The organism is Arthrobacter sp. 05T444, from assembly GCF_056395905.1.
The window spans coordinates 1-15434 of record NZ_JBFTKK010000014.1 but is presented as its reverse complement, the minus strand read 5'-3'; the positions used below and the strand labels follow the sequence as shown (position 1 = coordinate 15434).

The window sequence follows — 15434 nt, the reverse complement described above, 5'->3', positions numbered from 1 at the left end:
GCGCGGACACGGCCGCTCTGGCCTAGCTTCGCTGATGCTGGTCCAGGAGCCGGGCACAGCGGATGAAGCCGAGGTGCGAGTACGCCTGCGGGTGGTTTCCCAGATGGGTCTCGGTGCCCGGATCGTACTCCTCCGGCAGCAGCCCGGTGGGCCCGAACAGGTTGACCAGCTGATCGAACAGATCCCAGGCCTCCGCGATGCGGCCCACCGCCACATACGCTTCAATGAGCCAGGTGGTGCAGATGTGGAAGCCGCCCTCCAGGCCCGGCAGGCCGTCATCGTACCTGTACCGGAAGACGGTGGGCCCGACGCGGAGCTCCCGCTCCACGGCGGTGACGGTGTCCAGGAAGCGCTGGTCGGTCACCTCCAGCAGGCCCGACAGTCCGATGTGCAGGACGGCGGCATCAAGGTCCGGACTGTCGTAAGCGACGGTGTAGGAGGCAGCAGACTCGTCCCAGCCCTCCCGGAGCACCTCGTCCCTGATGGTGGCTGCTGTGGAAGCCCAGGAGGGCCCGGGCTCGCGGCCGTGGCGGGCTGCGGTGCGGAGGGCGCGGTCCAGGGTCACCCAGCACATGACCTTGGTATAGACGTGGTGCCGCGCGGCGCGCCTGGCCTCCCAGATGCCGTGGTCCGCCTCATGCCACCGGGCCAGCACCGCGCGCGTCATCTGCACCATCAGCTCCCAGTGCGAGTCGGCCAGCGAGCCCTGCGCTTCGCTCAGCCCGTGGATCAGCTCCGCAATGGGCCCAAACACGTCCAGCTGGACCTGGTGGTCGGCGGCGTTGCCGATCCGCACGGGCCGCGATCCCGCATACCCGGGCAGGCTTTCGATGATGGCTTCGGTGGACAGCGGCGCCCCGGTGACCGAGTAGAGCGGATGCAGCCACTCCGGGCCGGGGGCGTTGGCAAGAATCCCGCCAAGCCACCTCAGGAAGCCCTCGGCCTCCGCCGTCGACCCCAGGTCCACGAGCGCGTTCACGGTCATGGAACCGTCCCTGAGCCAGCAGTAACGGTAATCCCAGTTGCGGGTGCCGCCGATCCCTTCCGGCAACGACGTGGTGGGTGCCGCCAGCACGGCGCCGGTGGGTTCATGGACCAGCGCGCGCAGGACCAGGGCCGAGCGCCGCACCAGCGACGGCTTCACAGCGGGCAGCACCAGGCCCTGCACCCAGCGGCGGGAATGATGCGCGACGGCGGAGCGGCGGGCGGTTTCGTCTGTCCCGTTCGGGTGTTGCATCCCGGTGTCACCGCAGCGGAGATTGAGGACCACGGGACCGTGCTGCAGGTTGATCTCGGCTGTTGCCGTCGCGTGCCGGCCGTCCGAGGCGACGGCGAAGCTGACGCCGGGAGCGAGCAAAACGATGGGGTCTGACGTGCCGACGACGTGCAGTTCGCCGCCGCGCGCTTCCATGCTGAACGGCGCGTTGGCGTAGTCCGGCCGGGGCGCAAAGACGATCCGCGCCGCACCCGTACCGGACAGCACCCGGACCAGGCTGGTGATCCCGTCCGGGGCCGGTTCGAGATAGTCGGTCACGGTGACGTCCGCCCAGCGGGTCTCAACGATCATGGTGCTGTCCACGTAGCGCTGGCCCAGCACCTGTGAGGCTTTGACCGGCTCCACCGAGAAATGGCCGGCCGCATCGCCGCCCAGAATATGCGCAAAGAGCGAGCCGGAGTCCGGCAGGGGGTGGCTCATCCAGCAGATCTTGGCCTCGGGCGTGAGCAGTGCCGTGGAGGAGCCATTGCCGATCATGGAATGCCGTTCCAGGCCCACCGCATCCTCGCCGAACAGCCACGCACGCCGCAGTTCGAAGAGGATGGCCAGCACGCGCGCGAACGATTCCGGGTCCCTCAGCCGGTGCTTCGCCGAGGTGGGCAGGCCTCCCACCCACAGTCCCATGTCGGGGCCGCGGAGCGTGGCCATCGCCAATTCGTCGCTCGCGGCATCCCCCGCGTACAGCGCCGCGCTCACGCCGAGGCGGGCGCGCAGGTGTTCCAGCGCCTCGGCTTTGGAGGGCGCAGTCACGGACAGATCCAGCACGGAACCGTCCACAACGAAGAACAGGCCGTGCGCCCGGGCCACCTCCTCGGCCTTCTGTGCTGCCTCGGATGCGACCTCGGGAGCCGCCGGGCGGGTATGCACCGAGACGGCCACCGGTTTCCGTTCGATGCTGATGCCCTTGTACGCGCCGATCGATTCAAGCAGGGCCTGGTTGGCCTGCTGCAGGACGGATTCGGTGGCCAGGGACAGCCCGTGGGCGAAGCCCATATCGAACTCGGCCCCGTGCGACCCCACGAGATGCACCTCCGCGGGAAGCCGCGACACCGCCGCGAGGTCCCGCAAGGACCGGCCGGAGATGACGGCGGCATGCGTGTTGGGCAGCGCAGCCAGGGCGCGGAGGGCAATCGCCGCGCCGCCCAGGGGCAACGTTTCGGTGGAGATGCCCTCCGCGGCGCACAGCGTTCCGCCGTAATTGCAGGCCACGAGCAGCCCGGGAGTGCGGGCCAGGATCTTCAGCTCGCCGAGCAGTTTGGGGGTGAGTCCGTCGTCCGCGGCTTCCGACTGGACAAAGGCCCTCAGCAGGTCCAGCGGCAAAGATTTTGTCAGCAGTGCGGAAGCGGCCACCGTCTGGTTGAGCGGAGTTGGCATGCGCGAAAATCCTTCGGATCATCCCCAAGCGGTTTTGGACACCTTCAGTTTCCGCTGCTGCCGTTTCCCCTGAATATCCCGGTCATTGCGGTCATGTAACTTCGTCGCAGAATGCAAAAAGTCCGCCCGGGCCACATTGCGGTGTGGCCCAGGCGGACTCAGGTGCTGGCGCTAGCCGATCGGGGGGCTACCGGCTGCCCGACTCAGCAGTTCGGCGAATCGTACTCATAGGCGCCGGAGTCCGCGGCCGCCGTTCCCGCGCAGTCGCCGTTCTGGGTGGAAGGAGCTCCGGCCAGGTCCAGGGTGTAGGCGCTGGCCCCGGCCCGGTCGATGGCTGGACTGATGCTGGTGAGGCGGAGGTCAGTCGGGGCGCTCACGAAACGCGCTGACGCGGTGGTGGAGGTGCTGTTCGGTGTGACGTTCACAGGCCCGTTGAGAACGTTCTGCTTCTCGGTCCAGCCTGAACCGTTGATCCACAGCGAGTTCTTGACACCCACGAGGATGTTGGCTCGGATCACCGTGGAGGACGGGCAGGTTGCGTGGCAAACGATCGCCTGGGACTGCGTACCCGTGAGGTAGACCGTGTTGAACTCGAAAACAGTTCCGTTGGTGGGCCCGAAGGACGTGCCGTTTCCTCGGGCGATCAGGCCCTTGGCTTCGGAGCAGTTTGCTCCACAGGTGGAGCGGACCAGGTTATAGCGGAACGTGTTGGCGTCCGCCGTCCCCGAGGACCTTCCGAGTTCGGAGAAGTTGTTGTTATCCAGGGACACATTGTGGTGAATGTTGTTGCGGTTGCCGTTGTAGATTTCAAAAGCGCCGCCGTCCTGGTTGTAGTCGTAGGACTTCCCTGTCGAACCGCTGACGGTATTGCCGGAAAACTCATTGTCGTTACCGTTGATCAGCACGCCAAAGGCGCCGGAGTCGTCATTGCAGTTCACGGCAGAAGGTGTTCCGCAATTCGTACCGAGGGTATTCACGTTCATCACGTTGTTGTTCGTCAGTGAATTGCCCGTGTACTTGCCGAAATCGGAGCCGGTACCGATTTTGAGGCCAACTGCATTGGTGGAGGCGCTGGAGTTCTGCACGATATTGCGGTCCCCGGTAAGGCTGAAACCCGCGTAGCCGCAGGAAACGGCCCGCAGTCCGTCGACGGTGGTGTAGTTGCCGTTGATCCTGACGCAGTTGCCGGACTTGCCGCCGGTGACTGTCGGCGCGTTGCCGGTGCCGTAACTGTTCAGGGTGATCGGCGCTGTGGACGTGCCGCTCTGGGCAGTCACAATGCCGCCGGTCCAGGTGTCGCCCTTGCGGAGGCTGACGGTGTCTCCCGGCTTGAGAACGGCCTGATTGAGTTTTGTCAGGGTCTTCCAGGGGGCAGCGCTGGACGTGCCCGCATTGCTGTCGCTGCCGGCAGCGCTGACGTAGTATGTCGTGCCCGCAGCTGAGGCCGGGGCCGAGAATCCCGCAACCAGGCCGCTGACCATGAGGAAGGTCATGAGTATGGCTGCGCCGGTGGATTTGATCTTCATGTTTTCACCTGGGTCTGTTTGTGAACGGAGCTGATCGCATTCCATCCGTGGATTTGAAATCAGGCAGCGCCGAACTGGCCCCTCAACGCCTTTTGGGCGTGCGGGGATCAGGTGTAGTGACTATGCGAGACCGCTACTTTCGCCTGACTTGCCACGCTCTGCGCGTGCAGAAGCTAATGCGTCCGGCGGCCTGGGAGTCCCCGCCACCACCGGAGTAAATGGAGACCTTGCGCACATAACGTTAAGTTGTGGTCGGCGTCGAAGTCAAAAGATATCGGTTGAATAACGGTCCATTAAACCCTCAATGAAACGCGGGGCATGGGGCAGAAATTACGCTGACCTGCGGATCCGTTCCTTGGATGGCTTTCACACACCGCAGATAAATATTATTTAAACGTTTGTCACACGCGGGCCAGGCCGGCTGCTTCCGCCAGCAGTTCCACTGAATGCAGCCGCGCAGCGGTGCCGGTGCTTTGGTGCGCGACGATGAGTTCGTCGGCGTCGGCATGCTTCGCGAATCCGTCCAGGTACTCCATGACGACGTCCGGCGTGCCCACAGCGGAGTACTTCATCATCTGCGAGACATGCTGGCCCTGCGGGGAGTCCAGGACCATGTCCGCTTCGTCGTCCGTGAACTCCCGCCCGCCGCCGAAGAACAGCGAGACGCGGGCGCGCAGGGTGTCCTTAAAGGTCGACTGCGCGTCCGACGCCGACTCGGCCGCAATCACATTGACTCCGGCGATGACGTGCGGTGCCGCGAGCTGCTCAGACGGCTTGAATTCCCGGCGGTAGATGGCCACCGCGTCCTGAAGCGCGTTCGGAGCAAAGTGGGAAGCGAAGGCATAGGGCAGTCCCAGCTGTGCGGCGAGCCGGGCCCCGAACAGGGACGAGCCCAGGATGTACAGGGGAACATTGGTTCCCTTGCCCGGGGTAGCTTCAACGCCTTGGATGCGCGTGGGTCCGCTCAGGTAACCCTGCAGTTCCAGGACGTCCTGGGGAAAGGTGTCGGCCGAACCGGGGTCGCGGCGGAGCGCCCGCATGGTGTTCTGGTCGCTGCCGGGTGCACGGCCCAGTCCCAGGTCGATGCGCCCCGGGTGCAGCGTCTCAAGTGTCCCGAACTGCTCGGCGATGGTGAGCGGCGAGTGGTTGGGCAGCATCACTCCACCAGCCCCCAGCCGGATGCTCTCGGTGTGCGCGGCAACGTGCGCGATCAGGACGCTCGTGGCCGAAGATGCAATCGAGGACATGTTGTGGTGCTCGGCGTACCAGACGCGCCGGTAGCCCAGCCGCTCCGCGCTCTGCGCCATGGCAACGCTCCCGGCGAAGCTCTCCGCCGCCGTCTGGCCCTTGCCGATGGTCGCAAGGTCAAGGATGGAGAGGGGAACAGTCACGGTGGAGCCGGCCTTTCGTTGCGTTTCGCTGGCGTGCCGGGACGGATGGTTGCACGGCACACCTTCCACAACGACGGCGGCACGGGGGTTATTTCTGCCGGGCCGGGTGACGCTGTCCACAGTTTTGTCCGCCAAGGCTGGCCGCCGGGCGGTGGTCCGCCACTAAGCTAGCCGCATGGCCAACAAATCAACAGCAGACAAAGTCGCCACCATCCAAAAAGGCTATGCGCTTGAGGGTGCCACGATCGAGCTGGGGGCCGCCATCGTCGACGGCGAACTTCACAAAGATGCGCCGGTCCGGCTGCCGCTGTCCATGATGAACCGGCACGGGCTCGTCGCCGGCGCCACCGGCACCGGCAAGACCGTTACGCTGCACATGATGGCCGAGCAGCTCTCCACCGCCGGCGTGCCCGTTTTCCTGGCGGACATCAAGGGCGATCTGTCCGGCCTCGCCACTGCTGCAACCGGGAGTGAAAAGCTGGCGGCGCGGACCGAAAGCATCGGGCAGCCGTGGGCCGGCAAAACGTTTCCGGTGGAGTTCCTGGCCCTCGGCGGGGACGGCAACGGCATTCCTGTCCGCGCCACCATCACCTCTTTCGGGCCCATTCTGCTTTCCCGCGTCATGGAGCTCAACGACACGCAGGAATCCAGCCTCCAGCTCGTCTTCCACTTCGCGGACAAGAACAACCTCGAACTGATCGACCTCAAAGACCTCCGTGCCGTCATCCAGTTCCTCACGTCGGACGAGGGCAAGGCGGCCCTGCAGGACCTGGGCGGCCTGTCCAAGGCAACGGCAGGGGTCATCCTCCGCGAGCTGGTGACACTGGAAGCGCAGGGCATGGAGCGTTTCTTCGGCGAGCCCGAGTTCGACACCGCCGAACTTCTCCGTACCGCCCCTGACGGCCGCGGAGTCATCACCTGCCTCGAGCTGCCCACCCTGCAGACCAAGCCCATGGTGTTCTCCACCTTCCTGATGTGGCTCCTGGCGGACCTGTTCGAGGACCTGCCCGAGGCCGGCGACCTCGACAAACCCAAGCTGGTCTTTTTCCTCGATGAGGCCCACCTCCTGTTCAATGACGCTTCCAAGGCGTTCCTTGAAGCCATCACCACCACTGTCCGGCTGATCCGGTCCAAGGGCGTGGGCATCTTCTTTGTAACGCAGACGCCGAAGGACGTCCCGGCAGACGTGCTCGGCCAGCTGGCCAACCGCGTCCAGCACGCCCTCCGGGCCTTCACGCCGGAGGATGCCAAGGCACTCAAGGCCACCGTCTCCACCTTCCCTGTCAGTGATTACGACCTCGAGGAAACGCTCACCTCGGCAGGCATTGGCGAAGCCGTCATCACGGTCATGAACGAGAAGGGCGCGCCCACGCCGGTGGCCCTCACCCGTCTCCGGGCCCCCGAGTCTGTCATGGGCCCCAGCACGGAAGAACTGGTCAAGAGCACAGTGGCCGGTTCGGTGCTGCTCGCCAAGTACGGGACTGCCGTGGACAACGTTTCCGCCTATGAAAAACTGTCCGGAAAGGCCGCCGCGCCTACGGGTGCCGCGGCACCGGGCCTGCCGCCGGTTCCGTCCCCCGGGGTGTTCGTCCCCGGCAGCCTGGATCCCAACGCAGTGGACGCCGACGCCCGCCGCATCGAGGAGGAAATCCTTGGACGCCCCAGCAGCAGGCCGGCCCCCGAAACCCGTCAGGCGCCTGCACCGCGCCCGGCTCCCCCTGCCGGCGGCATGATGGAGGACATCACGGGCGCGCTCGGCGGGGCCCTCGGCGGAGGCCTGAAAAGCATGGTCCGCTCGATGGGAACACAGCTGGGCCGCGAGCTATTACGCGGCGTTTTCGGCACGTCGTCCCGGCGGCGCCGCTAGCGCCAGAAGGCGCCACCGGCACCGGCGACGCCCCGCCGTCGGACGTTTTTCTGTGGCTGCCCCGCGTCATGCACGGCGCCTGTTACTCCTGCGTTCACGTAACTTGCAGGTAACGTAAGGGGCGTGCAGATGAGTCAAGCGTTGGTGAGGATGGCGGCCGGATGGCTACTGGGCCTCATGCTTGCCGTGGCCGGAGCCATCGTTTCGGTCAATCTGGTGAACAATTCCGTGGCCAGCCCGCAGCAGCCCGTGCGCGAATACCTGGACGCCCTGCAGAAGGGCGAGGGTGAGCGGGCGTTGGGCCTGCTCCGCGCCTCCGTGCCCGACGCCGACGCAGCCATGCTCGACGGCACGGCACTGCAGACGTCCGCCTCGCGGATTGCCAACGTGAAGCTTGGCGATGCCGAATCGCGCGGCGGCAAGCGGGTGATGGTGCCCATGGAGTACACGATCGACGGCAGCAGGCTGCGGACCGAGTTCCTGCTTGAGAGCACCGGCACCGAGTGGCTGTTCTTCAACAAATGGGCGTTTGTGCCTGCGGCGCTTCCCACGGTGGACGTGACCGTGGTGAACTCCAGCGATGCCACCCTCAACGGCATCCCGGTGAATATGCCCGGCGGCCGCAACACCTTTGCCGTGTTCTACCCTGGAGAGTACGAGGCCTCGCTCAACGGCCAATTCTTCGCGGCCCCGCCCACACGCGCCACAGTTGCCGGGCGGGACGTCCCCGCTGCACCCCTGAACCTCCTGACACACGCCACGGAGGAGCTGAACCAGGCTGTGGCGTCCCGGGTCAAGGAATTCCTCGACAAATGCGCCGCCGAGGCCGATAAGCAGCAGAGGCTTCAGCCCGACTGCCCGTTCTACCATGCCACCAACAACCGGGTTGTGGACGGCACCATCAAATGGGGCATCACCGAGTACCCGAAGATCAGCATCGAGCCGTTCGACGGCAAATGGGTGGTGGCACCCCTTGACGGCAAGGCCAGAATCACCGCCCAGCAGGTTGACCTCTTCACGGGCGCCGTCTCCGCCCTGAACGTGGTGCACGACTTCAGCTTCACCACGCGCTTGGACATCGACGGCGACACCATCAAGGTCACGCCGCTCCTGAGCTTCTAGTCCCGCCCGGCTGCCGGGTGCCGGCGCAGCGCCGCGGCCCCGACAAAGCTGGCCCGGCTCTCAACCCCTGGGGGTCCAAAGCCGGGCCAGTTCAGCACGCAAGTACGCAAGTACGCCTAGTCCATGCCGCGGAGGTCCAGGACCAATTCGGCGTCACCGTCTGCCTGCAGCACCACCGGGATGCCCCAGTCCTGCTGGTACAGGTGGCACGCGGCGTGGTCCGGGATCTCGCCGTCATCGGTTTCCGGGCCGTCGCAGGCTGCGGCACGTGCGGTAATGTGCAGCACGCCCTCGGGCACGTCGGAGGAAAGCTCCAGGGTACGGAGCAGGCCCACGGACGTCCCGCCCCCGGCCACCAGCAACTCGGGCGGCGTGGACGAGATCTTCAGCTGCGTGGGATCGCCCCAGCGGTCATCAAGCTTCTGGCCGGTGGGCGCGGTGAAGCGGACCGTCAGCTCGAGGAGTCCCGGGGCGACGGGGCTCTTGGGCCGGTGCGTCTGCGCGGCGCCCTCGTCCACCTGCTGGGCCTCCTTGGGGATGGGGACGTACACGAGCTGGTGTTTGTTGGCCTCCACCACCACCAGCAGCGGCTCCTTGCCGGCCACCTGGGTGTGGTCCACGATCACATCGGAGGGCTCGGAAAGCCCCCGTGCGAGGGTGGACACGGTCTTGGTCACAGGGTCGTAGCGCCGCACCGCACCGTTGTACGTGTCGGCTATGGCCACCGAACCGTCCGGAAGCACGGTGACCCCGAGCGGGTGCTGCAGGCGAGCCTCCGCAGCCTCGCCGTCGCGGAAACCGAAATCGAAGAGGCCCTTGCCGACTGCCGATTCAACGGTGACGGTCCCGTCGTCGTCAATCGCGAGCTTCCGGAGGGCGGAGGTCTCAGAGTCCGCCACCCAGATGTTGCCGTCGGCGTCCTCGGCCAGACCGGACGGCTGGGCAAACCACGCTTCATGGGCGGCCCCGTCAAGCAGCCCCTCGAGTCCGTTGCCGGCGATGATGGACACGGCCCCCGACAGGGGGTCAAAGCTGAAGATCTGGTGCACGCCGGCCATGGCGATCACCACGGCGTTCAGCCTGGCTGACCACACCACATCCCACGGAGAGCTGAGGGAGACCTCAAGCGGGTGTTCGCTGAGGCGTCCGGTGAAGCCTGCAGCGTCTTCGTCAACGCGGGCCGGGCCGGTCTCCAGCAGTCGCTGCACGCCGTTTCCAACAAGGGTGGTGACGGTTCCGTCTGCAAGCGACAGCCCCCTCAGTCGGTGGTTGACAGTGTCTGCAATCACGACGTCGTAGCCCGTCTTCGTTGCCACGTCTTCCGGCAGCAGGACAAGTCCCTGCGGTTCGTTGAATTCCGCGATCGGCTCACGGGAGTCCAGTGCTGCCGCGGGGCCGTCGGCGTGCCCTTTGGTGCCGGTCCCGAAGGTGCCGAGCACCGTCCGGAAGTCGGTGGCGAGCTCCAGGAGGCGGTGGTGGCCCGTGTCCGTGACCAGCCAGGTGCCGGCGTCTGTGCCGGCGGCAGCACCGGCGTCGGGCTCTTCGGCGGAAGCGACAGCAGAGGTTCCCCGCCCCGCCGGGAGGTACAGGGCCTTGCCCGGGAACCGCAGGGTGCCCGACGTCGGCTCCGGCGCCACATACGGGCCGTTGCCGCGGTGGAGGGTCCCGCGGGCTTCGTGCTCGGCAATCAGCTCGGGGATGAGCACGGCAAGGCCGTCAGCGTGGCCTTCGCCGGACAGATGGGCCACGATGTAGCCCTCGGGGTCGATGACGACCAGCGTGGGCCAGGCTCGTGCCGTGTAGGCCTTCCAGGTTTCCAGCTCGGGGTCGTCCAGGACCGGGTGGTGGATCTCGTAGCGTTCCACGGCGGCGGCGAGGGCCACAGGATCTGCTTCATGCTCGAATTTCGGCGAGTGCACGCCGACCGTTACCAGGACGTCGGAGTACTTCTCTTCCAGCGGGCGCAGTTCGTCCAGGACATGCAGGCAGTTGATGCAGCAGAAGGTCCAGAAGTCCAGCAGCACAATCTTGCCGCGCAGGGCCTCCAGGTCGAGGGACTTGCCGCCGGTGTTCAGCCAGTTGCGGCCCACCAGTTCGGAGGCGCGTACCCGGTGGTGGGTGCGTACGGTTTCGCTCATCAGCGTCCTTCCAGCTTTGAGTTGCGTTCAGCCAGCTTGGCGTCGCGTTCGGCCAATTTGGCAAACATATCGTTGTAAGCGGTGAGATCGGCGTCGTTATTCCTGTCCGCGGCCCGGTCCGTGCGGCGCGTCTCCCGTTCATCGGACCTGGACCACATGACGGCGACGCCGATCGCCACCAGCAGCGTGGGCACTTCGCCGATGCCCCAGGCCACTGCGCCGCCCAGTTGCTGGTCCAGGAGTGCCGACGGCCCCCAGTTCCGGCCAAGGTTGCCGAAGTAGTCGGCGGCGAGCAGGCCGGTGCCGCCCATGATGGCGACGCCGAAGAATGCGTGGAAGCCCATGGTGGCCAGCAGCAGCACGAGCCGCAGCGGGAAGGGGGCACGCCGCGGAAGCGGGTCGGTGCCGATCATGCTGAGCACGAAGATGTACCCGGTCAGCGCAAAGTGCAGGTTCATCAGCTCGTGGCCCACGTGTTCCCGCATCGCGAAGCCAAAGGCATCGGAGTAGTAGAACAGCACGATCGAACCGGCGAAGTTTGCTGCGGCGAAGAGCGGGTGGGTCACGAGCTGCGAGAACTTTGAGTGGACGAACAGCAGCAGCCACTCGCGCAGGCCCCGGGAGCCGTCGCCCCGGGCAGGCAGTGCCCGCAGCGCAAGCGTCACGGGGGCGCCCAGGACGAGGAAGAGTGGCGCCACCATGGTCAGGGCCATGTGGTCCACCATGTGCGCGGAAAACAGCACACGACCATATACGGCCGGCGGCCCTGAGGTCACATACGTCAGCACCAGCAGGCCGACCACCCAGTTGGCGGACCGGAAGAGCTGCCATTTGTCCCCCCGGGCGCGGACCTTGGCCACGCCCAGGAAGTAGGACACCAGCCCGAAGACGGCCACCGCAACCCAGATCCAGTCCAGGCGCCACTCGCTGAGCCAGCGTTCGGGGGTCAGCTCCGGAGGCAGGTTGTAACCGGACAGGATGAAAGCCGGCGAAGCATCAGGCGCGTACGTGGTCGGTTCGGGCGGTGCCGAACGGCCGAGCGCTACGGCGATTCCGGATGTGGCCCCCATGATGAGGAGCTCCATCAGGATCAGCTGCCACAGCACGCGCCGCGAGGACATGACCGAACCCTTGCGGCCCAGCTGCGGGATCACCCACTGCCGGTGCATGAACCCGATGCCGCCGAGCACGATTGTGGCGGCCGTCTTCGCGAGGATCAGCTGGCCATAGGGAGAGCCGAACAGATCGCCCCAGTTGGTCACCCGGACGCTGGCGTTGAGCACGCCGGAGGCGAAGACCAGCGCGAAGGCGAATCCCGCCAGCGACGAGAAACGCCGCAGCGTCGGCTCGGTGATGTCAGCCGGGCCGCCGGGCAAGGACGGCGCGGCCCCACCCGCGGAAGTCCGCGAGCCGGCCAGGACGCCCGAGAGCAGCGCCAGCAGGATGATGCCGCCGACCCAGACACTCACGCCCACGAGGTGCAGGCCCAGTGAGCTGATGGCACCGTCGTGGTCATTCGAGCTCGCCGAATGTCCGATGAGCGCGGTGGGCACCAGCCCGGCCAGTGCAAGCACCAGGGTCAGCGCCAGGCCCGTCAGTGACCGGACGCCAAACAGCGCGGTCGTAACCACGGCCGCGATGACCGTTACGGCCAGCCAGGCGCGTCCGGTTGCTATGTCGGTCATGAAGAAGACCAGTGCCTTGGTGAATTCCGCGTCGCCGGAGATCCCCTGCCCTGCCACGTCGGCATAGGTGAGGACCAGCACGGCGATCGCGGAGAGCGTCCACGCCACACCTGCGGCCGCTGCGACGCCCATGGCGCGCGCGAAGGCCGGGTGCTCCGGCGCATCCTCCTGCTTGGAGCGGCCTCTGCCCAGGTTCTTCGGCAGGATGCCTGCGGCGAAGATGAGCCCGCCGATCACGGTGGCCAGCGAGACGTTGTGGACTGCCTTGCTGACGGGAAGGCCCCAGCGGACCATGGCCCCGGGATCGGAGACCTCCCGGGCGGCGGCTGCACCCGAGAACAGCAGTGCTGCCGCGAGTCCCAGGAAAAGTGCAGCCAGTCCCGCCAACTGCCAGGGCCGGGCAATGCCGAGCGCGGCGTCAGCTTGGCTCTGCGCTTCCGGGTTGGGCGCAGGCTGTGGGACACGGGATTCTGCTGCTGAGGGCACCTACCCATTGTCCGCTACCGCCGCCTGCGCAGCGAATCGGAGCCGAGTGGCGCACGCGGCGGACCGGCGGGAAGGGGGGCTTAAACGCAAGCGGAGCGGCAACCGAGAGGGTTGCCGCTCCGTCAGAGCTGTAAAAGAAGACTACTTCTTGTTGGAGACAGCTGCCTTGAGCTTGGAGCCTGCGGTCAGCTTGACGCTGTGGCCGGCTGCGATCTGGATGGTCTCGCCGGTCTGCGGGTTGCGGCCAGTGCGGGCTGCACGGTCGGTGCGCTCAACTGCGAGCCAGCCCGGGATGGTGATCTTCTCGCCGGAGGCGACGGAAGATTCGAAAACCTCGAACAGTGCATCGAGCACGGAGTTGACGGCTGCCTGGCTGGTGCCGGCCTTGCCTGCTACCTCTGCAACAAGTTCACTACGGTTCTTAGCCATTTATGTCCTCCTGGACGCTTTTGATTTCTGGAGCCTGCACGCGGCATGCGTACAAGCCACTGTTCGAAAACTTACCAGCTTGCACTCGTGAGGGGGACAAATTCCGCGTGTTTCCGCGACTTTTTGACCTAAATCACCGGAAATTCGGGGGTTTTGCTTCGAATTGCGCCCTCAGCGGACTGTCGCCGGCCTATCTCAGCGAACATAAAGTCTCAGCGAACATAAAGCACGACGCCGCGGGGAAAGGGGCGCCACCCTTTCTCACTTCCCGCACGCCCCACTGCGACGCTCTCTCACTTCCTGCGGGAAAGTCACCGACGCTCTCTCACTCTCCGCACGCCCCACGGCGACGCTCTCTCACTTCCTGCGGGAGAACTACGGACGCTCCCTCACTTCCTGGGGAAAGTCACCGACGCTTTTTCATGCTGTCGGGTTCGACGGCGGCGTGCTTGCCTGGGTGCCCAGATGGGGTCTGTTAATTATTCGGTGTAACTGGGGTTGTTTCTTGTTTAGTTCCTGCCGGCGGAAAGGCGTCCGTCGAAGGTGATTTCGAAGGCGTTCAGGGCGGCCTTCCAGCGGTTGGTCCAGCGTTTCGGCCCTTGCCGGTGGGGTCCAGGCTCATGATCGCCAGATAGACGCATTTCAGCGCGGCCTGTTCGGTGGGGAAGTGGCCGCGGGCGTTCTCGGCTCGGCGGATCCGAGCGTTGATGCTCTCGATCGCGTTGGTGGTGCAGATCACTGTGCGGATCTCGTTGTCGAATTGCAGGAACGGTACGAACTCCGCCCAGGCGTTGGTCCAGAGTCCGATGATGGCCGGGTACCGTTTCTCCCACTTGCCGGCGAACTCCGCGAACCGGTCCACCGCGGCTGTCTCGCTCGGCGCGGTCTAGACCGGTTTCATGTCCTTGGCGATCTGCGACCAGTCCTTCCTCGAGGCATAGCGGAAGCTGTTGCGCAGCAAGTGAACGATGCACGTCTGCACGACGGTCTGCGGCCACACCGCCGCGACTGCGTCCGGCAGGCCCTTTAGGCCGTCGCAGACGGCGATGCAGCAGTCGGCCACGCCGCGGTTCTTGATCTCGGTCAGCACCCGCAGCCAGTACTTCGCGCCCTCGCTGTCCCTGTGCTCCCCGGCCCAGAGCCCGAGGATGTCCCGGGTCCCGTCCACCGTGACGGCCAAGGCGACGTAGATCGGGCGGTTCGCGACCTGGCCGTCGCGGATCTTCACGTTCACGCAGTCGATGAAGATCACCGGGTACACCGGGTCAAGGGGGCGGCTCTGCCACTCGCCCATCCCCTCCAGCACCCGGTCGGTGATCGTGGAGATGGTCTGTTTGGACACCCCGGCGCCATAGACTTCCGCCAGGTGCGCCGCGATCTCGCCATGGGTCAGGCCTTTGGCCGAAAGAGAGATCACCAGGTCGTCCACGCCGGTCAGCCGGCGTTGCCGCTTGGCCACGATCCGCGGCTCGAACGACCCGTCGCGGTCCCTGGGCACCGAGATCTCTACCGGCCCGGCCTCGGTCAGCAGCGTCTTGGACCGCCGGCCGTTGCGGGAGTTGCCGCCGTCGCGCCCGGCCGGATCGTGCTTGCCGTAGCCGAGATGATCGTCCAGTTCGCCCTCCAGCGCCGATTCCATCACCAGCTTGGTCAGCTTTTGCAGCAGCCCGCCCTCACCGGTCAGCTGCAGCCCCTCGGCCCGGGCGCGCTCCGTCAGCTGCCGAACCAGTTCCTCGTCCACCGCACCGATCGCGGCGGCTGTCACATCCGTCACGGCTCTCTCCTTCTTCCTCAGGAGTTACACCAGAAAATCTACAGTCCCGGCCGACCTTGGTGGGGTGAGAGAGCGTTGCCCAGGAAGCTGCAGGAAGTGAGAGGGCGTGGCCGGAGAGGGTGCAGGAAGTGCGTGAGGGTCCCTTGTTTCGGTGCAGGAAGTGAGAGAGCGTGCCTATAAATCTCGGCCGGTGCAAAACCCCTGCCGTTGAGTCTGTCGGCACCGCGGCCGGGCAGTGGCGGGGCCGTGCTGGCAGGGCCCGTCGACTCCGGGGGGATATTTGGGGTTAAAGAGCGAAGGCCCCGACATTTGCTGTCGGGGCCTTGGCCGTAAATAGTGTCCGGCGGTGACCTACTCTCCCACACC

The 15434-nt window shown here is 65.9% G+C and carries 8 protein-coding genes and 1 pseudogene; 2 read left to right on the top strand and 7 right to left on the bottom strand.

Features of this window, described 5'->3' with window-relative positions; all coding sequences use genetic code 11:
• Positions 1–22 precede the first annotated feature (22 nt).
• The 3 genes from AC1DD3_RS14030 to AC1DD3_RS14020 all read right to left on the bottom strand — a co-directional run bounded on the left by AC1DD3_RS14030 (position 23) and on the right by AC1DD3_RS14020 (position 5567).
• On the bottom strand, positions 23–2650 hold the full coding sequence (locus tag AC1DD3_RS14030; RefSeq protein ID WP_230120737.1) for a trehalase-like domain-containing protein: 2628 nt from the start codon (positions 2648–2650) through the stop codon (positions 23–25).
• Positions 2651–2853: 203 nt separating this feature from the next.
• Positions 2854–4176: a right-handed parallel beta-helix repeat-containing protein gene (locus AC1DD3_RS14025; RefSeq protein WP_476881947.1), complete on the bottom strand. Its 1323-nt coding sequence runs from the start codon at positions 4174–4176 to the stop codon at positions 2854–2856.
• A 401-nt stretch (positions 4177–4577) separates the two neighbouring features.
• Positions 4578–5567 (bottom strand): LLM class flavin-dependent oxidoreductase, encoded by a 990-nt coding sequence (locus AC1DD3_RS14020; RefSeq protein ID WP_230120741.1) that lies wholly within the window; start codon positions 5565–5567, stop codon positions 4578–4580.
• A 175-nt stretch (positions 5568–5742) separates the two neighbouring features.
• Here AC1DD3_RS14020 and AC1DD3_RS14015 point away from each other — a divergent pair, with 175 nt between their 5' ends.
• Together AC1DD3_RS14015 and AC1DD3_RS14010 are read left to right on the top strand one after the other, a co-directional pair.
• Positions 5743–7434, top strand: a complete 1692-nt coding sequence (locus AC1DD3_RS14015; RefSeq protein ID WP_230120743.1) for a helicase HerA-like domain-containing protein — start codon at positions 5743–5745, stop codon at positions 7432–7434.
• A 129-nt stretch (positions 7435–7563) separates the two neighbouring features.
• Positions 7564–8556 carry a zinc ribbon domain-containing protein gene (locus AC1DD3_RS14010; RefSeq protein ID WP_230120745.1) on the top strand — a complete coding sequence of 331 codons (993 nt, stop codon included), beginning with the start codon at positions 7564–7566 and terminating at the stop codon, positions 8554–8556.
• Positions 8557–8672: 116 nt separating this feature from the next.
• Here the strand turns inward: AC1DD3_RS14010 and AC1DD3_RS14005 are convergent, their stop codons facing one another.
• The 4 genes and pseudogenes from AC1DD3_RS14005 to AC1DD3_RS13990 all read right to left on the bottom strand — a co-directional run bounded on the left by AC1DD3_RS14005 (position 8673) and on the right by AC1DD3_RS13990 (position 15044).
• A complete protein-coding gene (locus AC1DD3_RS14005) occupies positions 8673–10694 on the bottom strand; it encodes an NHL domain-containing thioredoxin family protein (RefSeq protein WP_476881946.1) in 2022 nt (673 codons plus the stop codon).
• Positions 10694–12865 (bottom strand): bifunctional copper resistance protein CopD/cytochrome c oxidase assembly protein, encoded by a 2172-nt coding sequence (locus AC1DD3_RS14000; RefSeq protein ID WP_476881945.1) that lies wholly within the window; start codon positions 12863–12865, stop codon positions 10694–10696. Before AC1DD3_RS14000 ends, AC1DD3_RS14005 begins: the two co-directional genes overlap by 1 nt.
• Positions 12866–13006: 141 nt before the next feature.
• Complete coding sequence (locus AC1DD3_RS13995) at positions 13007–13294, bottom strand: HU family DNA-binding protein (RefSeq protein WP_056625601.1); 288 nt, start codon at positions 13292–13294, stop codon at positions 13007–13009.
• Positions 13295–13803: 509 nt separating this feature from the next.
• Positions 13804–15044 (bottom strand): annotated as a pseudogene (locus tag AC1DD3_RS13990) (IS256 family transposase).
• Positions 15045–15434: the final 390 nt, after the last annotated feature.